Annotated in this window: 20 protein-coding genes; 9 read left to right on the top strand and 11 right to left on the bottom strand. The window is 63.6% G+C overall.

Features of this window, described 5'->3' with window-relative positions; genetic code table 11:
• The 4 genes from DOL89_RS17205 to gnd all read right to left on the bottom strand — a co-directional run bounded on the left by DOL89_RS17205 (nucleotide 1) and on the right by gnd (nucleotide 4,459).
• Entirely contained in the window at nucleotides 1-2,289 is a 2,289-nt protein-coding gene (locus DOL89_RS17205; protein ID WP_119680616.1) for a transglutaminase domain-containing protein, read from the bottom strand.
• Nucleotides 2,290-2,431: 142 nt separating this feature from the next.
• Nucleotides 2,432-2,863, bottom strand: a complete 432-nt coding sequence (locus tag DOL89_RS17200; RefSeq protein WP_119680615.1) for a hypothetical protein — start codon at nucleotides 2,861-2,863, stop codon at nucleotides 2,432-2,434.
• A gap of 53 nt (nucleotides 2,864-2,916) precedes the next feature.
• Entirely contained in the window at nucleotides 2,917-3,468 is a 552-nt protein-coding gene (locus DOL89_RS17195; RefSeq protein WP_225890018.1) for a gluconokinase, read from the bottom strand.
• A 4-nt stretch (nucleotides 3,469-3,472) separates the two neighbouring features.
• A complete protein-coding gene (gene gnd / locus DOL89_RS17190) occupies nucleotides 3,473-4,459 on the bottom strand; it encodes a phosphogluconate dehydrogenase (NAD(+)-dependent, decarboxylating) (RefSeq protein ID WP_119680613.1) in 987 nt (328 codons plus the stop codon).
• 357 nt (nucleotides 4,460-4,816) lie between these two features.
• Between gnd and DOL89_RS17185 the strand changes: the two genes are divergently transcribed.
• From DOL89_RS17185 to DOL89_RS17160, 6 genes are all read left to right on the top strand, one after another.
• The gene (locus DOL89_RS17185) at nucleotides 4,817-5,395 is read left to right on the top strand and encodes a DUF2934 domain-containing protein (protein WP_119680612.1); all 579 of its coding nucleotides are present in this window, start codon (nucleotides 4,817-4,819) and stop codon (nucleotides 5,393-5,395) included.
• A 210-nt stretch (nucleotides 5,396-5,605) separates the two neighbouring features.
• Complete coding sequence (locus DOL89_RS17180; protein WP_162937618.1) at nucleotides 5,606-6,967, top strand: competence protein CoiA family protein; 1,362 nt, start codon at nucleotides 5,606-5,608, stop codon at nucleotides 6,965-6,967.
• 345 nt (nucleotides 6,968-7,312) lie between these two features.
• A complete protein-coding gene (locus DOL89_RS17175) occupies nucleotides 7,313-8,287 on the top strand; it encodes a tripartite tricarboxylate transporter substrate binding protein (protein ID WP_119680610.1) in 975 nt (324 codons plus the stop codon).
• Between the two features lie 105 nt (nucleotides 8,288-8,392).
• Nucleotides 8,393-8,821, top strand: a complete 429-nt coding sequence (locus DOL89_RS17170; RefSeq protein WP_119680609.1) for a tripartite tricarboxylate transporter TctB family protein — start codon at nucleotides 8,393-8,395, stop codon at nucleotides 8,819-8,821.
• 13 nt (nucleotides 8,822-8,834) lie between these two features.
• The gene (locus DOL89_RS17165) at nucleotides 8,835-10,346 is read left to right on the top strand and encodes a tripartite tricarboxylate transporter permease (RefSeq protein ID WP_119680608.1); all 1,512 of its coding nucleotides are present in this window, start codon (nucleotides 8,835-8,837) and stop codon (nucleotides 10,344-10,346) included.
• 2 nt (nucleotides 10,347-10,348) lie between these two features.
• Entirely contained in the window at nucleotides 10,349-11,050 is a 702-nt protein-coding gene (locus tag DOL89_RS17160; RefSeq protein WP_119680607.1) for a GntR family transcriptional regulator, read from the top strand.
• 49 nt (nucleotides 11,051-11,099) lie between these two features.
• On the opposite strand, the gene DOL89_RS17155 is transcribed toward DOL89_RS17160, so the two are convergent.
• The 7 genes from DOL89_RS17155 to DOL89_RS17125 form a co-directional block, all read right to left on the bottom strand.
• Complete coding sequence (locus tag DOL89_RS17155; protein ID WP_119680606.1) at nucleotides 11,100-11,333, bottom strand: hypothetical protein; 234 nt, start codon at nucleotides 11,331-11,333, stop codon at nucleotides 11,100-11,102.
• Nucleotides 11,334-11,683: 350 nt separating this feature from the next.
• Nucleotides 11,684-12,607, bottom strand: coding sequence for a dihydrodipicolinate synthase family protein (locus DOL89_RS17150; RefSeq protein ID WP_119680605.1), 924 nt, complete (start codon nucleotides 12,605-12,607; stop codon nucleotides 11,684-11,686).
• Nucleotides 12,608-12,625: 18 nt separating this feature from the next.
• Complete coding sequence (locus tag DOL89_RS17145) at nucleotides 12,626-13,678, bottom strand: LacI family DNA-binding transcriptional regulator (protein ID WP_119680604.1); 1,053 nt, start codon at nucleotides 13,676-13,678, stop codon at nucleotides 12,626-12,628.
• Between the two features lie 83 nt (nucleotides 13,679-13,761).
• A complete protein-coding gene (locus DOL89_RS17140; RefSeq protein ID WP_119680603.1) occupies nucleotides 13,762-15,483 on the bottom strand; it encodes an IlvD/Edd family dehydratase in 1,722 nt (573 codons plus the stop codon).
• Nucleotides 15,484-15,573: 90 nt separating this feature from the next.
• Nucleotides 15,574-16,734 carry a mandelate racemase/muconate lactonizing enzyme family protein gene (locus DOL89_RS17135; RefSeq protein ID WP_205574719.1) on the bottom strand — a complete coding sequence of 387 codons (1,161 nt, stop codon included), beginning with the start codon at nucleotides 16,732-16,734 and terminating at the stop codon, nucleotides 15,574-15,576.
• 144 nt (nucleotides 16,735-16,878) lie between these two features.
• Nucleotides 16,879-17,997: an NAD(P)/FAD-dependent oxidoreductase gene (locus DOL89_RS17130; RefSeq protein ID WP_119680602.1), complete on the bottom strand. Its 1,119-nt coding sequence runs from the start codon at nucleotides 17,995-17,997 to the stop codon at nucleotides 16,879-16,881.
• Between the two features lie 127 nt (nucleotides 17,998-18,124).
• On the bottom strand, nucleotides 18,125-19,099 hold the full coding sequence (locus DOL89_RS17125) for a tripartite tricarboxylate transporter substrate binding protein (RefSeq protein ID WP_119680601.1): 975 nt from the start codon (nucleotides 19,097-19,099) through the stop codon (nucleotides 18,125-18,127).
• A gap of 145 nt (nucleotides 19,100-19,244) precedes the next feature.
• On the opposite strand from DOL89_RS17125, the gene DOL89_RS17120 reads away from it, so the two are divergent.
• The 3 genes from DOL89_RS17120 to DOL89_RS17110 are packed head-to-tail and all read left to right on the top strand — an operon-like array spanning nucleotide 19,245 to nucleotide 22,401.
• A complete protein-coding gene (locus tag DOL89_RS17120) occupies nucleotides 19,245-20,105 on the top strand; it encodes a 3-hydroxyacyl-CoA dehydrogenase NAD-binding domain-containing protein (protein ID WP_119680600.1) in 861 nt (286 codons plus the stop codon).
• The gene (locus DOL89_RS17115; protein WP_119680599.1) at nucleotides 20,102-21,034 is read left to right on the top strand and encodes a 3-hydroxyacyl-CoA dehydrogenase NAD-binding domain-containing protein; all 933 of its coding nucleotides are present in this window, start codon (nucleotides 20,102-20,104) and stop codon (nucleotides 21,032-21,034) included. The genes DOL89_RS17120 and DOL89_RS17115 overlap by 4 nt, the downstream gene beginning before the upstream one ends.
• Nucleotides 21,031-22,401, top strand: coding sequence for a hypothetical protein (locus DOL89_RS17110; protein ID WP_119680598.1), 1,371 nt, complete (start codon nucleotides 21,031-21,033; stop codon nucleotides 22,399-22,401). The genes DOL89_RS17115 and DOL89_RS17110 overlap by 4 nt, the downstream gene beginning before the upstream one ends.
• Nucleotides 22,402-22,410: the final 9 nt, after the last annotated feature.

Genomic DNA, 22,410 nt, shown 5'->3' with positions numbered 1-22,410 from the left:
TCACTGCTCGCAGATCAGCTTGATGTCTCGGTACAGGCCGGTCAGGTTCCGCTTGATCTGCGGCGTCTGCCCCTGTTTCGGCACGCCGCGCTGCTGCTCGTCCTTGCGCAGAAGGTCGGTTACCCCAGACAGGATGGCGGTGGCGGCGCAGCTGAAGCCGTCCGTGTATTTCTGGCAGAAGCCGATGCCGGAATTGGTGTAGCCGACGCCGGCGCTTTCATAGAAGCAGGAGTCGCCGCTCTGCGCCTTCAGGTGCGCCTTGGCCTCCAGCGTCGGGCAGGAGAAGCATTTCAGATATTTGATGACCGTCAGGATCTCATCCACCATTTCCCGGGTGACCCGGCCTTCCAGCAGGATGCCGCTCATCAGCAGGAACTGGGTGGACGTGCCGCCGACGATGACGCCCACCGCCTTGCCCATATCGTCGCTGAGGCCGATCTTCTCCTGGGTGATGGAGTGGTCTACCAGCGCCTGGTGCAAACCGTCATCCATGACGCCGATCATGCGGCCCGACACCGGGTCGATGTCCCACCAGCCATAGCGGGCGCGCCCGCCCAGCTCCACCGCCTGCTTCGGGATGACGATGGACCGGCCCTGCGCCAGCGTGCCCTCGATCAGGCGGCGGGCATAGGGGGACAGGCCCGCCAGCCGGTCCAGCTCCGCCTCCTGTCCGGGATCGATGGAATAGAGCCCCTCCACCCCGCCGGGGACCAGGGCCATCAGGTTCACCGTGTTGGCGGACTGCGCCGTGCCCAGCAACTGCTCCAGGAAGCGGCCCTCCAGTAATGCGTTCTGGATGCCGCGACCGCGCTGGTAGTTGGATGCGGCGCGCGCGGGTGCGCCCGGATAGGGCCAGGCCGCCACCTCGTCCAGCCGCAGATCCAGGGCCGTGCGGTAGCCGCCCTCCTCCGCATCCCCCTCGACCGAGACAATCAGCACGCGCGGAAGCACCTGCGAGACCGCCACGCTGTTGCTGTAGGCCATCCCGGCGGCGATCGCGTCGGACTCGGCGGCGAAGGCAAGCGCCGCCAGATGCCCGGCCAGCGGCGCCACGGCCGCATCCATCGCGGCAGCCTCGGCGGCGTCGGTCAGCTCGGCGGCTTCGGCTTTCAGCTTGTCCAGGTTGATGCGGCCGGCGATGGTCCGGCGCTGAGTCTGCAAATCCTCGTCATTCAGCGGACCGGGAACGATGGCGACCGCATAGCGGCGATAAGCGGAAGGGGCTCCGGCAACGCTGCCCGGCGCATCGGCCACATACAGGTCGCGGGTGACAGTGCGCGCATCCTGGCCCGGCGCCTGCACCGTGATCTCCAGCCATTCGCGCCGGATGCGGGTGCCGGGATCGGCGTCCAGCACAAGGCTGTCGGCCCAGGCGAATGACCGGTCGCCGACCCGCAACTCCCGCCGGTAGCTGTTTCCGAGCGGTCCTTGCGGCGGCGCTTCCTTGGTCTCGGGCTCCGCCGGGCCGCCGGACAGGGCGCTGCCGAACAGGGCGGCCGCACCGCCCCCGCCTTTCTCCTCCTCCGCCGGAAGCTGTGACACGCCCTGGATGGCAAGGGACACGGGCATCAGCCCGATCTCCGCCGTGCGCTCCTCCAACCGGCCCAGCTCGCGCACGGCTCCGGCTGCAGTCTCCTCCTTCAGGACCAGGGCGACCCGTTGATGCAGATCGTCGGGCAGCGAATCCATCCGGGCGGCAGCCTCCGCATAGGCCTCCCCGATCCGGGCGCGGGGGAAGGACGGGTCTAGCGGCAGCCAGGACCCGGCTCCCTGTTCGACCTCCAGCCAGATATGGTCGGCAGCCAACCGCCGCAGCCCTTCATCCTTGGCCGGATCATAAGGCTTCATATCCCCTGCGACCGGCTCCGCCGGCAGCTCCGGCGGAAACAGGCCGCGTATCAGCGTATCGAGGTTTTCGCCCTTCAGTTCGCCGCGCACGAACCGCACGCGGTATCCCTGGGCGCGCAGGGCATCGGCCAGCAGCAGAGCCTGATCGGCCGCATTGCCGCCCCGGGCCAGCGCCGTTCCGCGCGCGCCGCGCAGGATGCCCACATAGGGCTCCCAGCGGATGCCAACGGCCACCGAGGCAAAGATCTCATCCAAGGAGCCGGTCCGGTGCGCTTGCAGCCGGCCTGCCCCCAGCGGGACCGCCACAGCCTGTTCCAGCGCCGCACGCTGTTGCCCAGGCTCATTCGCGGCGGCGGGGGCCGACAGCAGCAGCACAACCCCGCCCAGCAGCACAGCTGCCGCTCTCCGCACACTTGATACCGATGGCGCCAGCGATCCCATGGTGAAATCCTCACAACGAAAAGCCAGGGCGGTATGCCGCCCTTCTGTTTCCGTCGGATTTCACCGCAGCGGGTTTCCACTGCCCGTCTTCGTGATTTCAAGCACTACCCGGAAAGGGGCAGCCCCCGCGGGCCGATGCGGCTCAGCGCGCAGTGCAGACCGCAAGCGCCTCCGCCTTCGACTTCACGGCTGGCGCGTCGGCTTTGGCACGGGCGATCATGGCCTTCATGTCCGGGTCCTCAACGGCGTTCAGCATGGCTTGGGCGTCGGGGTCATCGGGCGTGTACATATTCACCATGGCGATGCGCATGGAGATGGCTGAAGTCTCCTCCTGGCCGGTAAATCCATGCTTCTTCGCCAGTTCGTCCATGTCAACCTCGGCCAGGGCCGTCATCGACTGTTGCTTGCCGCTCCGGGCCTCATGGACCTCCTGGCAGAGGTCTGCGAAGCGCTGCAGCGTCTCTTCCGACAGCGGAGCCTCGGCTGGTTGCTGGGCGGGCGCGGGCGTCGCGTGAAGCAGGGCAAGTGCACTGATTGCCAGAAGCTTCGAACGGAACAGGGTGGCACGGCGCATGGAATGCTCCTCACAGAAAGGCTTGGTATAGCATTTTCCGTGCGGAAGGTGAGCTATCCGAGAGCTTCACGCCCGGTGCGCGCCTCAAGCTGCTGAACAATCTCCTGCACGATGGACTCAGGGCCAGGGATGACGGAAACCACGATCGGGTTTTCCTCCGGGCCGGGCTCCTCCAGAGCCTCGAATTGGGTCCGGAGGAGGCTGCCTGGCATGAAGTGGCCGGTGCGGTTGGCGAGCCGTTGCGAGACCAGGGCTTCATCGGCCTTGAGATAAACTAGGTGAACGTCCGGGCGGCCGCCAAGAAGGATGGTCCGGTAGGCGCGCTTCAGAGCGGAACAGGCAACAACCGCGCGCTGCCCTTTCCAACGCACCACGTCGATCCAGCTTGCGACATCCCGCAGCCAGGGCAGACGGTCGGCCTCGTCAAGTGGAATGCCGGTGCGCATCTTCTCCAGATTGACCATTGGATGGATGTCGTCAGCGTCCTTGAACGCCCATCCCAGGCGTGAGGCCAACAAGGCCCCGATCCGGGATTTACCGCTCCCGGAGACGCCCATCAGGACCAGCACGGACAGAGGGGCTATTTGCCCATGCGTGCCGCCCAACTCGTCACTTTCCGCCCTGGTCTGGTTCGACATGGCCACCGAACCCCTTCCGCATGGCCGAGAGCAGTTTCTCGGCGAAAGTATGCTCCTGGCGGGATCGGAACCGTGCAAAGAGTGCCGCTGCGATGACAGGTGCGGGCACGGCCGCTTCCACCGCCGTCATGGCCGCCCAACGTCCCTCACCGGAATCCTCCACGAACCCCTCATGCCCGCTCAGATCCTTGTTCTCCGCCAAGGCAGCCGCCGCAAGATCAAGCAGCCAGGACGGTATGACGCTGCCGCGCCGCCAGACCTCCGCCATGTCCGCCAAATCGAAGGCGAAGGGCTGCTTATCAGGTATCGCCAGGCCAGGGGCGTTTTTCAAAAGATCGAAGCCCTCGGCGTAGGCCTGCATCATCCCGTACTCGATCGCATTGTGGACCATCTTGGCAAAATGGCCGGAACCTGTCGGGCCGGTATGCATATACCCCTGCTCGACACGCGGGTCCCGCCCCTCCCGTCCCGCGGTGCGCGGGATGTCGCCGATACCGGGCGCTAAAGAATTGAAGATGGGATCCAAGCTGTCCACGATCTCGCGGTCGCCGCCGATCATTAGACAGTAACCGCGCTCTAAACCCCAGACACCGCCGGACGTACCGACATCGACGAGATGAAGGCCTTTTGGCGCGAGTATCCGGGCGCGGCGGACATCGTCCTTGTAATAGGTGTTGCCACCGTCGATGAGGATGTCGCCAGGGGACAGCAGATCGGCAACAGCCATCAAACAATGCTCCGTGACGTCTCCGGCCGGCAGCATGAGCCAGATCGCCCGCGGCGGTGTCAAAGCTTCGACCAAGCTGCTCAGGTCATGCGCGCCAGTTGCGCCCTGGCCAACCAGGGAGGCGACAGCGCTCGGGTCCAGGTCGAATACAACGCACCGATGGCCGGCACGCAGGAGCCGGAGGGCAATGTTGCCGCCCATGCGGCCGAGGCCGACAATCCCAAGCTGCATCCGCATCGTCTCCCTGTCATGATTGCAGCCACCCTGCCCTTGGCATCGCGGCTCATAATCCATGAACCAGTTGGTATATCCGCCGTTCCATCCTGGTCTTGGCGGTCAGTGAGGCTGTCCAAGCCTGCAACGATTTGGGCGTGGGATTTTCCTGTCGTCGGGTTCAGATGAGGGCAACAGCCCGTATAGAAAGGGAACAGCCCCGCATTTGGCCGGAACCCATTTCCAGCTCACCAGTGCTTATTGGTTGGCTGTCTCTCAAACTATTCTGCTTGGATTAACTCTCCTGCACAGATTGCCTTCACATGACAACCGGGCGTTTCCCTCGGATAAAACAACCAATCGGGGGACCTGATAATGGAAGACCTTATCCAGCAACGTGCCTACACCATTTGGGAACGCGAAGGACGGCCGCATGGCCGCGCCGAAGAGCACTGGCGCATGGCTGCTGCCGAGATTGCGGCCGAACAAGCAGAGACGCAGACCCCCAAGCGCCGTTCCGGCAAGAGGGCATCAAAACAGGAATTGGACGTCTCGGCTGACGACACCACCCCTAATTCGAAGCGGAAGGCTTCCGGCAAGTCCGTTAGGGAAGTTGCGGGAGAGGTGATCGACGCCGCGGTGGCCGGGGCGGTAGCAGTCCTGAAACCTAAGCGCCAGCCCCGCAAGGTGGTATCAACGGCAACCGCTTGTGAGCCGGCGGCCTCCGAACCGGCAACGGCCGGCGGAAGCGCGACACCGAAACGGCGGAGCCGCAAAGCAGCGCAGGAAGTGCCGCAGGCTGTGTCGGCTGAGCCAGAGGACCGGCAGGCGAAGCCGCGCGGGCGCAAGGCTACACCGGACGTCTGGTCTCCTGCCGACATCGCCACCGCGGCAAATGGCGCAAAGCCGAGGGGGCGCAGAAAGGGCGGCGAACCGGCGCCGTCTATTCACTGATCTGGCGTCAGTACCGGTTATGATCCAGCACTGATCTGTCTCGCCAAAGCCATGGGGCGGGTTGCTCATCAAGCCCCGCTCCATGGCTGTATCGTGCTGAAGGGCAATGCCCCGGCAGGTCCGGATGTGCTCCGGTGCAGCCGACATTCCGCAGGATCGCCTTGCAGGCGGCTACAGGCTGCCCTCACTTTGCGGATGAGCGACTTGCCCATGCCTCAAAAGGCCTTGCTTGATGACAGGGTGATCCTGGCGATCGATCATGACGAAGCCGCTTGGTCCGCGGTGCGCCAGCGCAGCAAGGCTGGCGACATCCGCATGGCATGCTGTGGCGGGCGGGGGATCGCGAAGACATCAAGCTCCGGCCTTTTCTTCTTCTCCCACATAGGCAGTCCCTGCGCCGGCGCAGGCGGTGAAAGTATCGTCCACGAACGGCTCAAAGTCGAAGCCTACCGAGTTGCCCAAGAGCTTGGGTTTGGGGTTGAACTCGAAGCCGCGGGAGAAGGCTGGCGGGCCGATGTTCTATTAACGCACCCGACCAGGGGCTACCAGATCGCTGTGGAGATCCAGCGTTCACCGCAGGAAGTTTTCGTCACGCGTGCACGAATCAGCAGATACCGAGCCGCGGGGCTAAAGAGCATGTGGTTTTTCCTGCGCCACCGGGATTATGACGCCCTTCCCCGCGACCTGAAGGAAATGGCGGTCTTCACCATCCGATCCGGAGCGCCCGAGGCTCAGCAGATTTCCCTACGTCGGCAAATGGAGGGCGTCCTGACCGGACGCTGGAAATATGATCGTGGACAGGGGCTGGACCGGGTTCCGTTTACTGTCGCCGGCGCGCCCATTCTGTGCGGAAGATGTGGCCAGAGTTACCATCGCATCAGTGGGATCGTGCTGCATCTGGATACGGTGCGTGGTGATCTGAAGCCGGCCTTTGTGGACATCGTGAATGCCCCGAGGGCAGAAAGCCTCATCAAGGACTATGAACGGCGGCAGGGGGTTCGCGGCAGCGCGATTGTCCGAGGTCTCCCGGTGCTGGGCATGGGATATGACGATCATCGGGCCTGCCCGTATTGCCGCTGCGATGAGCAGCCGGACAGCTTGGCCATCGAGGATCTTGCGCTGCATCCCGCCGACCCCATCGACGGCACCACGGACGCCCGTCGGCTGATTGGTTTTCGTCCAGGCTGGCGCCCGAAGTCCCCTCCCCCCGCCTCGGCGCACCGCCTTACTCGCGCCGAATGGCTCGCGCTTGCAGCCCGACGCCAAGCGGCGGTGAGGAAAGGCCCGGCAGTTTGCGGCGGTGCCGGGCAGCTCGAACCACTCAGGACTGCTGCCCTGATTCAGCGCGAGATGGATGCCATGCTGGCGATTGCGGCGCCGGTGTTGGGGCAAGAGGCTGCTATCGCGTTGCTCGACACGGAGCTGGATTTACTGGATGGCATGACACCAAGGGAGTCGGCGGCGCGGCACGCAATGATGCCCTGGAGCTATCGGCAGGCTTGTCCGGCAAAAAAGATCATCGAAGCTGCCGCCGCAGCGGGAACGCTGTGGGATTTGCTGCACGGGGAATAACCGACGGGATGCCGATTGCTAGCATTTAGTAAATGTACCAAAAAATAGGCGCCTCAACGTTGGACTACCATGACCGGAAGGAAATCTGTGCTGCTTTGCATAACAACACAGCACCTTCCAGCGCGTAGCGGAATCCCCGTTCCACTATGCCTTTGACCTTTGCAGAAGCTTCCTGGGGCAAAATACTGTTTTGCGCAATCTCATGCCTTCCGGTCTCGCCAGTGAACGAAGCGAAGTCGGATTTTCCTCAAAGCCGTCATAAGGATTATTGATAATCCTGGGCAATGGGTCTAGGGTTGGGTTCATTAACCAAGAATCAACGAACCCGGAGGAAGCGCTGTGAGAGTGAGCAAGATCATCTATGCCGCAGCGGCAGTTGCTCTGGCCCTTGGCGGGCAGGCTGCCCAGGCCGAGTACAAGCAGGGCGACAAGGTCACGGTGCTGCAGGGCTTCAAGCCCGGCGGCGGTTCGGACGTGCTGGCCCAGCTGACCCAGCCGCATCTGCAAAAGGAGCTGGGCGTCACCTTCGTGAACCAGTATGTGCCCGGCGCCACCGGTGCCATCGCCTGGACCCAGCTGGCGCATCAGAGCAAGTCGGACGGGTCGGTGATCAGCATCACGAACACGCCGATGCTGATGACCAACTACATCATGAACGAGGACATCCGCTACACGATCGACGATCTGGAGCCGCTGGTGAACGTGGTCACCGATCCCGGAGTGATCGTGGTAGGCAAGGACAGCCCCTTCAAGACCGCGCAGGAGTTCCTGGACCATGCCAAGGCCAATCCGGGCCGGATCCGGGTCGGCAATTCCGGTGTGGGCGGGGATGATTTCTTCACCACGTTGATGTTGCAGCGCGCCTCGGACATGAAGTTCACCATGGTGCCGTTCCAGGGCGACGGCCCCTCCTGGCAGGCCGCCATGGCCGGCAAGATCGACGCCAGCTTCAATAATCTGGGCAATGTCTATTCCCAGGTTGAGTCCGGCAATCTGCGCATGCTGGCGATCTTCACCGAGGAGCGTCACCCCAAGCTGCCCGACGTGCCGACCCTGAAGGAGCTGGGCTATGATGTGGTGGCCGGCTCGTCGCGGGGTTACAGCGGGCCCAAGGGCATGCCGGAGGACAAGAAGCAGCAGTTCATCGCGGCCATGCAGAAGGTTGCCGCCGATCCGAAGTTCAAGAAGGATGCGGAGGCGCAGGCGCTCGATGTCGACATCATCACCGGCGACGAGTACGCGGCTTTCCTGAAAGAGCAGGAAACCGACTTCAAGGAGATCTGGAACGAGGTCAAGGACACGATTGGCAACGGCCAGTAAACCGCGCCGACAGAGTCCAGCAGGACTCTGCGGCTCGCAAGCCGCGTGCGCCCGCTCTCCTGTCTGAATGAGCGGGCGCACCACGCCCTTTCAGGAGTTCCTTGGATGATCGCCATCGCCGCCCTCGCCGGCGCGGGTATTGCCCTAGCCGCAACCTTCTTTATAAGCGCGATGTCCCTGCCGGACACCGCCGCGCAGCTGCCTCAGGGCCTAGCCATTGTTGTCTCGCTCCTGGCTGTCGGCATGATCGTGCAGGCTTGGTGGGCCCGTACCCATCATCACGAGAAGATCGAGCGGCCCGGCCGGGCCGGTCCGGCCGTCGCCTTCAGCCTGGCGACCATCGCCTATGTCGCAGTACTAAAGTTCCTAGGCTACTTCGTCGCGACGCCAATTTTCATCGTAGGCACGATGCTCTTCCTACGGACCCTTTCCCCGCTCAAGGCAATTCTTCTGGCAGTGGGCGTATCGGCCTTCGTCTGGGCCCTGTTCGTCTGGTTCCTAAGTCTGCCCGTGCCCATGGGGCCGCTGGAATAAGAGGTCTCCACGCATGTTCGACAATATTCTGCTCGGCCTGAACCACGTTCTCAGCGTCTGGAACATTATCGCAATTTTCGCTGGTGTGATGATTGGCCTAGTCGTTGGAGCGATGCCAGGGCTCTCGGCCACCATGGCCATTGCGCTCCTGCTGCCCTTGACCTTCGCCATGCCGGCGGAGACCGGAATTTCCATGATGGCAGCCCTCTATCTTGCGGCCATGTATGGCGGATCGATCGCCGCGATCCTACTCCGGACGCCCGGGACGCCAGCAGCAGCGGCCACCGTGATGGACGGCTATCCCATGGCTGCCGCCGGCCGTCCCGGTCATGCTTTGGGCGTGTCGCTCTATGCCTCCCTGATTGGCGGCATTATCAGCGGCATTGCACTGCTCACCATCGCTCCCATGCTGGGGCGCATCGTGCTCGAGTTCGGTCCCGTCGAAGTGTTCGCCGTGGCTATCCTGGGCATTACCATCATCGCCTCCCTGTCGCAAGAATCCACGGTCCGCGGGCTTTTCTCCGGAGCATTGGGATTGTTGCTCGCCACGGTGGGCATGGACATGGTGACGGGAACACCGCGCTTTACCTTCGGCCAGCTGGAACTCTATCAGGGCATCCCCTTCACCGTAGCCCTGATCGGTTTGTTTTCGGTGCCACAGGCTATCCGACTGATCGAACAGGGCAATGCGATCGGCGAGGGCATTCGCAAGATCAACGACAGTCTGATCCTGACCGGGGCGTTGATGCGGCGCCTGCTGCCTAATGTGCTGCGCTCCTCCGGTATCGGCGTGATTACCGGCTTGATCCCCGGCAGCGGCGGCGACACCGCCTGCTGGTTCGCCTATAACGAGGCTAAGCGCTTCTCTAAACAAAAAGACAAGTTCGGGACCGGCGTCGAGGACGGCATTGCCGCTCCTGAAGCCGCCAATAATGCCGTGGTCGGCGGCTCCCTGATTCCGACTATCGCGCTCGGTATTCCCGGCAGCTCTTCTACAGCAGTGATGATGGGCGGCTTGATGGTGCACGGCGTCATGCCGGGACCGAACCTGATGACGGAACATGCCGACATCACCTACACCCTGATCTGGGCCGTGGTCTTTGCCAATATCGCCCTGTTCCTCACCGGTATCTGGTTCACCCGTCTCTGCGTTCATGTCACGCGGGTGCCCAATCTGGTGCTTGGCCCCATCATCATCGTGCTCTGCGTGATCGGCTCATTCGCCATCAATAACAGCATGTTCGATGTTTATCTGATGCTGGCCTTCGGCTTCCTTGGCTATGTCTTCGACCGGTTGAAGATCCCAACCCCACCGCTCGTGCTCGGTCTGATCCTGGGTCCGCTGATGGACAACACGCTAGGCCAGTCCTTGCTGATCGGCTATGGAAGCTGGACCGTTTTCCTTGAAAGCCCGCTGGCCTTGTTCTTCTTCGCATTGGCCATACTTTCCCTGATCCAGGGCACCTTCGTTTCACGCTGGCTTGTGGGATTGGTGACCCGGTCAGGACGGGCCCGTAGGATCTGATCATGGACAGCATTGTTACGGCACATCCAGAGCTGCAGGAGGAGGCGGAGGAGAGCGCTTCCTCCGCCCTTCCGCTTGTTCTTGCCCAGCTCGAAGAGGATATTGCACTCGGTCGCCTGCGGCCCCGGGAAAGACTTGTCGAAGACGATCTGATCCAGCGTTTCAAAACCAAACGTCACATAGTGCGTGAGGCCTTGATCCAGTTGGAGCGTATGGGCGTTGTTGTGCGTCGGCGCAACCGCGGGGCCACCGTACGAGACCTGAATCCCAATGAGGTTGAGCAGATTTATCTCGTCAGAACCCTGCTGGAGCGGCAGGCTGCCCAGATGATTCCCTTACCGGCCCCTCACTTGGCCGGCGAGCTCGAACGGATTCATCAGCTTCATACGGAAGCGGTCAAGGCAGGCGCACTTGTCCAGGTTTTTCGCCTGAACTTGGAGTTCCACCGGGTTCTCTTTGCCGGATGCGGCAACCCCTATCTGGCAGAAGCGATCGAGGTCTATGCCCAGAAGACCCATGGCATCCGGTCTTATGCCATTGCCAGGCCCAATCTCCTCACGCGGGCGCGTGACGAACATGCCGCAATGATCGCGGCACTGTCCGAAGGTGACCGGGAGCGGCTGGTCGCGCTGTGCACCAGCCATCTTGTCCATTCCAAGGACGCCTATATCCAGGCTTACCGTCAGATCTTCCCGGAAGCCTGACCTGAAACTTGGGACCGACGCGCACCATCCCCGGCGGTCGCGGCGATGATCAGCGCACGCCGGGGATGGTGCGCGTCGGGAACATGGCCTCGCGCGCCAGATCCCCTTTCGTCAGCCCGGCCTGCTCCAGCTCCTGCACGCCAAGCATGCTGAGATCCTGATAGCGGCGAGCCGCGGCAGTCCCCGTCTTCCAGCTCTGCACGACGCCGGCAAAGGCGGCAAGAAAGCGGGTAGCCGTGGTGGCGAGGCCGTGGGAGCCCTTGTCGAAAGTAATGTGAGTCATCTTGGATGCACCAATTCGGAGTCGCTCATACCCCTTTTAAATGGCGCATTTTTTCGCAGCCGCAAAGTGGCATGGTGCATTGCAGCATGCGCATCTGGCTTGCGTCATTCCCATGCCTTCGGCTTGCGAAGCGGGCAGCCAAATGGACCAGATGAAAATTGGCCGGAAGACGCCCCCCACATCCCGACCCGATGCGTCCGGACACAGATCGAGAACAGCCGCCGCTCCGGCACTTCCCCTCCCGGTCTCAGACCGGTTTCCGATCAACTGGGATCAGAAACCGGTCCAGATTTCTTTCACAAGCGAGCATCTCAGCCCGATCGGGTATGTCGACCCGACCAAGATCTGCTCTAGGCGTTGGCCGTCGCGAGCTCGGGCATCCGGAAGTTCCGCTTGGCCAGCTCTGCCTTGAGGGCTTGCCGCTGGTCTGCGCTCAATTCGACGAGCGGCGGGCGCAGCCTTGCCCATTCGGAATCTCCCGAGAAATCCGCGATGGTGGCCTTGAGCGCCGGGATCATCGGAAACTGCGAGATGGTCCGGCGGACTTCGTCGCACTCCGCCTGAAGACGCTCAGCCTCCGGCGATTGCCATTCGCGGAACAGGCGGCTGATGGCGCCAGCATTGACGTTGCAGGTGGCCGAGATGCACCCGACCCCGCCATGCTGCAACGTCTGCAACAAGAAATTCTCATTGCCGGCGAAGACGCCCCAGCCGGGGAAGCGATCCAGCATGGCCTTGGTGTTGTTCCAATCGCCGGAGCTGTCCTTGATACCCACGACAGTATCCGGATAGGCCTTGATCAAGCGCTCGATCAGGTCGAGGGAGATGGGCACCTGGGCCACAGGCGGGATATGGTACAGATAGACGCGGAGCCGGGGATCACCGACACGCTCGATCACCTCCGCGAAACTGCGGAACAGCCCCTCATCCGATACGCCTTTGTAATAGAAGGGCGGCAACATCAGGACGCCGGCGACGCCTCGCTTCACGGCATGGGCGGTCAGTCGCACAGTATCGGTAAGCGCAGAGGCGCCAGTCCCAGGCATCATGCGGGAGGTGTCGAGTCCTGCATCGACCAGCGCGTCGAGCAGCTCGATCTTCTCCTCCACCGACATGGAGTTGGCCTCGCTGTTGGTGCCGAACACGGCCAGGCCGCAATCCTGCGACAGCAGCCAGCGGCACTGGCGCACCAGCTTATCGGCATCCGGCGACAGATCGGCTTTGAAGGGGGTAGTGACTGGGGCGAGAACCCCCCGCATCGGCTGAACATTCATTGGCGCGTTTCCTTCTGCTTACAGGTTTGCCGCTCTTTCGGCAGGCGGCGCGGTACTGCCGCGCACAACCAGGCTGATCGGGACTTCTACATTTCTGGGCACCGTCCTGCCATCGATCGCGCTGAGCAGACATTCGGCTGCCCGCGTCCCGATCTCATCCGCCGGGATGCGGATCGTGGTCAGTGGCGGCTGTAATTGGGATGCAAATTCGAGATCGTCGAAGCCGCAAATGGAGAGGGACTGCGGTACGGTGATGCCACGAGCCTGACATTCGAGCAAAGCCCCGAATGCCAGGACATCGTTCCCGCAGATGATGGCGGTCGGCCGCTGCGGCTGTTCCAGGAGCGCTCGCAGCCCGATCTGGCCATCTACGATGCGGTAGGAGCGCTCGATCAAACGCTCCTGCGGCAACCCCAGCCCCCGCTCGCTCAGTGCCTGCCTGATCCCGGCAACGCGCGCGGCTGCCCGATCGTTGCCTTTGGTGAGGCCGGCAATAACCCCGATATCCCGGTGCCCGAGATCGAGGAGATAGCTGGCCGCACGATAGGCAGCCTGCTGATTGTCGAACCCAACAGAAGGCATCCGGCCGTCCAGCACCCAGGCATTCACATGTGGAATGTTCTTGGCGTCGAGAAAGGCCAGCAGATCCGGCTGGTGCTTGCCGCCGATCAGCATGACCCCATCGACGCCATGCGCGACCAGGGTCCTGACATGCGCCGCCTCCCGCCCGGCATCGTAGCCGGAACTGGCCAGCAGCGTGGTGTAGCCGGCGGCCGCAAGGTGCCGCTGCAACGTTTCCACGCCCTTTGCGAAGTTGGGATTTTCGATGGTCGGAACCACGACGCCGATGATGCGGGACCGCCGCGACGCCAGCGCCCGTGCCGCCGCATGGGGCTGGTAGCCGAGTTCCTCCGACGCGTCGAGCACGCTTTGGCGCACGGCGGAACCGACATTGCCGCTGCCATTCAGAACCCGCGACACGGAAGCGACGGAGACCCCGGCCAATGCGGCGACGTCAACTGCAGTGACGCCGCCAGCCTTGGGTCGCCGACGCTGCCGCCGTTCCGACATCCGTCCATTCTCCCCCTCCCCACGGGACGAATCGTCCGGGGTCGGGATTGGACGACCGAATGGCGACGGCGACCGCATCATCTCTACTTTTTGGCCGGGACGGCTTGCAGGAAGTCAAAATCGCAGCCTTCCTCGGCCTGCAGCACATGATCGAAGAACAGCTTTCCGTAACCGCGCGGCGGCGTCTCCACCGGAGGCTTCCATCCTTCGCGCCGCTTGGCCAACTCTGCCTCCTCCACCAACAGGTCGATCCTGCGCTCCTTGACGCTGAGCCGAATACGATCGCCGGTCCGCACCAGGGCCAGCGGTCCCCCGATCGCCGCTTCGGGAGAAACATGCAGCACGACAGTGCCGAAGGCCGTGCCGCTCATGCGCGCGTCGGAGATACGAACCATGTCCTTGACGCCGGCACGGGCCAGCTTGGACGGGATCGGCAGATAGCCGGCCTCCGGCATGCCGGTTCCGCTCTTCGGGCCGGCATTCTGCAGGATCAGGAAATCATCAGCATTGACGTCCAGATCGGGCTGGTCGATCCGCTCGGCCAGATCGTTGAGCGACGAGAACACAACAGCACGCCCCTCCCGCTCGAACAGGTTGGGATCGGCGGCTGACCGCTTCAGAATGGCGCCGTTCGGGGCCAGGGACCCGAACAGAGCGACCAGCCCGCCCTGCGCGTTGATCGGCGTGTCCGCGCTGCGGATCACGTTGCGGGCCACCCAGACCTCGCCTTCCAGCCGCTCGCCCAGCGTTTCGCCGGTGACCGTCCTAGCGTCAAGATGCAGCAGCGGCTTGATCTCCCGCATGACCGCACCGATGCCGCCGGCAGCATGCAGGTCGCTCATATAATATTGGCCGGTCGGCTTGAGATCGACGAGCACCGGGGTGGTGTCGGACAGCTCGTTGAGCCGGTCCAGCGAGATCTTGACCCCGGCCCGGCCCGCCATGGCAGTGAGGTGGACGATGCCGTTCGTGGAGCCGCCGATGGCCAGCAGAACCCGTAGGGCGTTTTCCACGGCCTTGTCATCGACGATCTCCAGCGGCCGCGGGCCGCCAGTCACCGCCATGCGCACGGCTTCGGCGCCCGACGCTTCCGCCGCCCGAAGACGGTCGGCATGCACGGCCGGGATGGCGGCGGTGCCCGGCAGTGTCATCCCCAAGGCCTCGGCAATGGAGGCCATGGTGCTGGCCGTGCCCATAACGGCGCAGGAGCCGGCCGTGGTCGCCAGATTGCCTTCAATCTCGGAGATACCTTGGGAATCGATTTCGCCGGCCCGATACTTGCCCCAGAAGCGACGGCAGTCGGTGCAGGCCCCCAACCGTTCCCCGCGATAGGGCATCGGCAGCATGGGCCCCCCGATCAGCATGATGGCGGGTACATTCGCCGAGAAAGCCCCCATCAGCAGGGCCGGCACGGTCTTGTCGCACGCGCCGAGCATCACCACCGCATCCATCGGCTGGGCGCGGATCATTTCTTCCGCATCCATCGCCATCAGGTTGCGGTACATCATGCTGGTCGGGTTAAGGAACACCTCGCCCAGCGAGATGGTCGGGAATTCCAGCGGCAGGCCGCCAGCCGCCAGCACTCCGCGCTTTACCGCATCCGTCAGCTCCGGAAAATGGCGGTGACAGTTGTTGAAACCGGAGGGCGAGGTGGCAATGCCAATCACCGGCTTGCGCAGAGCCTCGTTCGACAGTCCCATCGACTTGGCGAAGGAGCGGCGCAGATAAAGGGAGAAATCGGGGTCGCCATAGTTGGTGAGTCCCCGTCCGAGGCCTTTGGCCTTGCTGTTGGTATCGTCCGTCATGTCTGCGGCATCTCTGTTGGAAAGGTTGCGGCAAGCCTGTAGTGCATACGATCCGGCGAGGCGCACCCGGCGCCCCGCCGGATAAACTTCTTATTTCCAGCCGTCCAGAGCCCAGCGGCCGATAGCTTCCTCGTCGAAATCGAAGCCCAGGCCCGGCTGCTGCGGCAGCTTCAGCTCGCCATCCTCGATCTCCAACTGACGGGTAATCAGGCGACGGAAGTTCAGCACCTGGTCGTCGGAGAAGAATTCCACGAACTGCCCGTTCACCGAAGAGGCGACCAGGTGGACATGCAGGTCGTGGAACCAGTGCGGGCACATGTTGATGCCGTAAGAGGCGGCCGTGGCCGCGATGCGGCGGAACTCGCTGATGCCGCCGCACACCGCCGCATCGGTCTGCAGGATGATGGCGCCGCCCTTGTCCATCAGCTCCTTATGCCGCCAGCGCCCGACCTCGATCTCGCCGGTCGCGACCGACACATGGGTGTTGGCAGCCAAACGGGCATGATTATCGATGTCGTCCGGGCTGAACGGCTCCTCGATCCAGTACGGATCATAAGGCTCGTACCGGTCCATGTAGCGCATGGCCGTGGGCAGGTCCTTCCAGGCGTTGTTGGCGTCCAGCATCAGAAGGACATCGGGACCGATAGCCTCGCGGGCCGCGCGGATACGTTCTTCCTCCCCGCGCGGGTCGAGGCGGCCGACCTTCATTTTGACGGCCTTGAAGCCCTGCGCGACGTAGCCAGCCAGCTCCTCGCCGAGCTTTGCGGGCGTCTTGCCATCCAGATAATAGCCGCCGCTGGCATAGGCCGGGACGCGGTCGGTGCGGACCGCGCCAAGCAGCCGGTAGAGCGGCAGGCCGACGGCGCGGGCGTTACGGTCCCAGAGAGCGATGTCGATGATGGAAATGGCGCGGATCACGGCGCCGGCGCGGCCCTGCAGCAGCGCGTCCTGATACATCTCTTGCCAGATGCCTTCCACGCGGGTCGGGTCCTGGCCGATCAGCTTCGGCGCGAACATCTCGCGCACCGCCTTGGTGACGATGTCGCCGTTGGTGGAGCCGCCGTAGCAGAAGCCGATGCCCTCCGCCCCATCGTCGGTGCGGATGCGCACGATTGCATAGTCGCGGGCAAGAACCTGACGGGTCGAGAAGGACGTAGGATTGTCCAGGGGAACACGCACGGTGGCCGCTTCAACGGACACGATCTTCGCTGGCGCGTAAGCGCTTACAGTGCGGTCTTGGGTATTGCTCACGTTTCTTCCCTTTCAAGATATGTGTGGATGATTAGGTTCCGGGTCTTCCGAGCCCGAAAACGGACTGCTACGAAATTCTGGCCGCCTTGCGCGGTAAGCGCTTACCTGGGGCGCCGGCCGCCTCCGCTGTTACGCCGATACGGGCTAGGCCAGATCTGTTTGTGACGTGGCCACCCCCTGTGCCACATAGTCCCCAATCGCAAGGCAGGAGGTCAGCCCCGGCGATTCCATGCCATAAAGACTGACCAGACCCGGCACCCCCGTGCTCTGAGGAAAATCGATCCTGAAATCCGAAAATCCGGCGCCAGGTCCCGACAGCTTGGGACGAATTCCGGTGTAGCCGGGCTGCAGGCGATTCTCGTCCAGGCCAGGGTAATAGTTGCGGATAGCCTCGACGAATTGTCCGCGACGGCTGTCATCGAAGGCGTAATCCGCCTTGTCGATCCAACGAACATCGGGCCCGAACTTGGCCTGGCCGCCCAGATCCACGGTGACGTGGACGCCAAGCCCGCCATCTTCCGGGATCGGGTAGACCAGCCGGTGAAAAGGGCTGCGACCGCTCAGGACGTAGTAATGGCCGATCGCCAGATACCGCGTTGGCACATTCTCCGGCGCCGCCCCCACCTTCAAGGCCAGGTCCTGCGCGCCCAGCCCCGCTGCATTCACCAGGGTGCGGCAGCCGAGCCGCATCGGCTCCGCCCCTCCGATCTCCAACTCCAACCCGTCCGCACCCGGACGTCCGCCCAATACCGGCGTGTGCAGCAGGACCGCTCCGCCGGCATTTTCGATGTCGCCTTGAAGGCTCAGCATCAGTGCATGGCTGTCGACGATGCCGGATGAAGGAGAAAGAACGCCGACAACGGCATCGACTTCCGGCTCCATGTCGCGGATCGCCGAGCGGTCCAGCATGGAGAGATCCAGCACGCCATTTTCGGCTGCGGTCGCGCTGTAGCGTTCGAGGACGGCCTGATGCTCAGGCCGCGTCCCGACGATGATTTTTCCGCAACGTCGATGGGCGATCCCGCGTTCCCGGCAGTAGGTGTAGAGCTGCTCTTTGCCCCGGACGCACAGGCGCGCCTTCAGGCTGCCGGGCTGATAGTAAATACCGGCATGGATGACTTCGGAATTGCGGCTGCTGGTCTCCTGGCCGATGCCGGGCCCCTGCTCCAGCACCAGCACTTCCCGGCCGCCCAGAGCCAACGCCCGCCCAACAGCCAAGCCAACCACACCGGCGCCGACGACAACGCAATCCACCCTTTCCATCGTGGGTCCTGATCCCTTCTTGTCAGGTCGGATTTGGATTTCCGCGCCTGTGGAACCCGCTCCCGCATCGCCCGCCTTCAAAACCGGCTGGACGGGGCGGTGCGGGACTTCCACGACCGCAGCGACGTTACTGGCCGTTGCCGATCGTGTCCTTGACCTCGTTCCAGATCTCCTTGAACTCGGTTTCCTGCTCCTTCATGAAGGTCCGGTACTCGTCGCCGGTGATGATGTCGATATCGAGCGCCTGCGCCTCCGCATCCTTCTTGAACTTCGGATCAGCGGCAACCTTCTGCATGGCCGCGATGAACTGCTGCTTCTTGTCCTCCGGCATGCCCTTGGGCCCGCTGTAACCCCGCGACGAGCCGGCCACCACGTCGTAGCCCAGCTCCTTCAGGGTCGGCACATCGGGCAGCTTGGGGTGACGCTCCTCGGTGAAGATCGCCAGCATGCGCAGATTGCCGGACTCAACCTGGGAATAGACATTGCCCAGATTATTGAAGCTGGCGTCGATCTTGCCGGCCATGGCGGCCTGCCAGGAGGGGCCGTCGCCCTGGAACGGCACCATGGTGAACTTCATGTCCGAGGCGCGCTGCAACATCAACGTGGTGAAGAAATCATCCCCGCCCACACCGGAATTGCCGACCCGGATCCGGCCCGGATTGGCCTTGGCATGGTCCAGGAACTCCTGCGCGGTCTTGAAGGGGCTGTCCTTGCCTACCACGATCACTCCGGGATCGGTGACCACGTTCACCAGCGGCTCCAGATCGTCGATCGTGTAGCGGATGTCCTCGTTCATGATGTAGTTGGTCATCAGCATCGGCGTGTTCGTGATGCTGATCACCGACCCGTCCGACTTGCTCTGATGCGCCAGCTGGGTCCAGGCGATGGCACCGGTGGCGCCGGGCACATACTGGTTCACGAAGGTGACGCCCAGCTCCTTTTGCAGATGCGGCTGGGTCAGCTGGGCCAGCACGTCCGAACCGCCGCCGGGCTTGAAGCCCTGCAGCACCGTGACCTTGTCGCCCTGCTTGTACTCGGCCTGGGCAGCCTGCCCACCAAGGGCCAGAGCAACTGCCGCTGCGGCATAGATGATCTTGCTCACTCTCACAGCGCTTCCTCCAGGTTCGTTGATTCTTGGTTAATGAACCCGAGCCTAGACCCATCGCCCAGGATTATCAATAATCCTTTTAACCGGCTTGACGGCAAGACGCCGGACGGGCGGAATACGCCCAAAATGAGGAAACGCCATGATTCAAACTGTTCTGGTGGTGGGCGGCGGCGTCATGGGGCCAGAGATCGCGGCCGGGTTCGCCGATGCCGACTTCCCAACGACCCTGCTCAGCCGTACGCCGTCGAAGGTTCGCGCGGCGCCCGGAGTACAGGTGGTCGAGGCCTTGCCGCCAACTGCCCCCGACCTGGTGATCGAGGCCATCCCGGAGCAGATGGACTTGAAAATGGAGCTGTTCGCCAGGCTGGAGGCGGCCTATGGCGAGGGCCCGGTGCTTGCCACCAACACCTCCGCCCTGCCCTTGCAGGAGATGGCGGACAGACTAAGCGCGCCGCACCGCTTCCTTGGCATCCACTATTTCCAGCCCGCCCACCTGCTGCCGATGGTGGAGGTGACTCTGGTGGCCCAGACCTCGGCCGACGTGCTGGAGAGGACGCGCGAGGCGCTGCTGCGGACCGGCCGCCGCTCGGCCGTGGTGCGCAGGCCGCTGACAGGCTTCCTGATCAACCGCCTCCAGCACGCCATCCTGCATGAGGCCTTCCACCTGATCGAGCAGGGGATCGCGACGGCAGAAGAGATAGACGAAGCGGCGAAGTGGGTGCTCGGCCCCCGCATGTCGGTGACCGGCCTGATCGAGCAGAAAGATATCAGTGGGCTCGATATCGCCGCCTCCTCGCAGCGGAACATCGTTCCCGCTCTCCATCACGGCGACACGCCCTCGCCCGTGCTGCAGGACATCGTGAAGCAGGGTGATCTCGGACTTAAGACCGGACGCGGCTTTTACGATTGGAGCCAGCGGGATGCGCAGGCCTATGTCCGCAAGAAGCAGCAGACGCTGACCCGCGTCCTGAACCTGCTCAAGCAAGAGGAAGAGCAATGAGCTTCAATCGTATTGCCGTGATCGGCACCGGGACCATTGGCGCCGGCTGGGCCACGTGGCTGCTGTCCCGCGGACTGGAGGTCGTGGCCTGGGACCCTGGCCAGGACGCTGAAAATCGTCTTCGCCGCTTCATCGACGTGGCCTGGACGGATGTCGAACAGCTCGGCCTCGCTCCCACGGCCGACCCGACCCGGCTCCGCTTCGCCGCCACGGCCGAAGAGGCTTGCGAGGGCGCAGATTTCGTTCAGGAGAATGCACCGGAAAAGGTTGAGCTGAAAGCCCGGCTACTGGCCCGGCTGGATGCCGCAACCGACGCGCAGGTGGTCATCGCCTCCAGCACCTCCTCCCTGCTGATGGCCCAGATCCAGGTCGAGTGCCGCCGGGCTCCGCAGCGCTGCATTCTGGGTCATCCTTTCAACCCGCCGCATCTGATGCCGCTGGTCGAGGTGTCCGGCAGCGAGCGCACCGCGCCCGAAGCGTTGGATCGGGCCATGGAGTTCTACCGGACCATCGGCAAGAAACCCGTCCGCCTCCGCCGTGAGGTGCAAGGACACATCGCCGGTCGCCTGGGCGCTGCGGCCTGGCGGGAGGCCGTTCATCTGGTGGCTGAAGGCATCTGCGACGTCGCCGATGTCGACATGGCCATGGTGTATGGCCCCGGCCTGCGCTGGGCCAGCATGGGCCCCCACATGACCTTCCATCTCGGCGGCGGGGCCGGAGGAATGCGCCATTATCTCGACCATCTCGGCCCCAGTCAGGAACGCCGCTGGGCCGATCTCGGCAATCCGAGCCTGACCCCTGAAGTCTGCGACGCGCTGGTGCGCGGCGTGGAGGACGAGGCTGCCGGGAGGACGCCCGAAGCTCTGGCGCGGCAGCGAGACCGCGCTCTGGTGGCCGTGCAGAAGGCCCTGAACGCCCTCGATCCATGACGGCCGAACGACCGGACGCGCGCGACCCCTGGTCGGCCGGCCTCTATGCCGGTTTCGTGATCCTCACCATGGGAATGGCGCTTGCGGGTAGCGACGCCATGCTGCCGCTCGCGATCCTGCTTCTCGCCACCTATCTGGTCCTGGAGTTGCCCCGCATTCCAGCGGCGCAGCGCTGGGTCGGCGTCCTGTTGGCCTGCGCCGGGCTTCTGCTCGGCGCGCTCAACAATGTTCTCACCGGGGTGGTCGCCGAAGCCGTCCAAAGGTCCTTGCAGTTTCTGGTCCTGTTCTCGGCCGTTGCCTGCCTGCGGATGCCGGCCCTACAGAGCCCGTCCCTAATGGCAGTCGGCCGCCATCTGATCAGCCAGCCGCCGGGCCGCCGATTCTTGGCGCTGGCGGCCGGCTCCCACCTGTTCGGCTCCTTCTTGAACCTGGCCGGTCTTCAGCTGGTAGCATCGATGCTGTCGGGCAGCAGCAGCCCCAAGCTGCGCCAGCGCCTGTCTTTGGCCATGTTGCGCGGCTTCTGTGCGGGAACCAGCTGGTCGCCCCTGTTCGTTTCCACCGCCGTCGTCCTCTCCGTCCTGCCGGGCCTAACCTGGCTGGATGTCGCACCCACAGGCCTTGCCATCGCGGCCCTGCTGATCCTTTCCGCCTGGACGATGGACCGTTTGACCCGCAGCCGGGCCTCGACGTCCGCATCGACGCCGGCAGGCCCCACCGCCGCCGGTCGCGACTGGGGCGGCATGGGGCTGATCTTCCTCGGGCTGTGCTTGCCGGTTCTCGCCCTTGTGGAAGGCGCGGGGCTTGCGATTCCGATTGCCATCGGATTGGTCGGCCCAGTCCATGCTGCCTTCTGGCTGCGCACGATCAACGGCAAGGACGGCAGTGGTCGAGCAATTAGCAGCACCTTGGTATGCCAGATGCGTGCACAGCTCCCCGCGTTGCGTAGCGAGGTTCTGCTGTTCACGGCGGCCAGCCTGTTCGGAACCGGTGTTGCCGCCGCCGCCGCGGGCGAAAGCCTTCCCTTTGCGCCCCCTACCGGGGACGCCGCCATAGCCGCCATCGTGGCCATCGTGGCCTTGTTCGGCCTGATCGGGCTGCATCCGGTGATCCCGATCATCATTCTCTGCCAAATTACCCCGCCAGCCGTGCTGGACCTCTCTCCGCAGGTGGTCGCAAACACCATGATGGCCAGTTTCGGCCTGGCCACATTGATCTCGCCCTTCTCCGGCACGACCCTTTATGTTGGCCGCTTACTCCAGACGCCGGTCTGGACCGTAGCTTGGCGCTGGAATGCGTCGTATGGGCTCGGCGCCACGATCCTGGTCTCGCTGGCTTTGATGGGATTACGTCGAGTATTGGGCGGGTGACGCGCGGAA

Origin of the sequence: Indioceanicola profundi, from assembly GCF_003568845.1 — a bacterium.
GTDB lineage: Bacteria > Pseudomonadota > Alphaproteobacteria > Azospirillales > Azospirillaceae > Indioceanicola > Indioceanicola profundi.
Note: the sequence above shows the minus strand (reverse complement) of the source record. Positions and strands in the feature narration are given on the sequence as shown.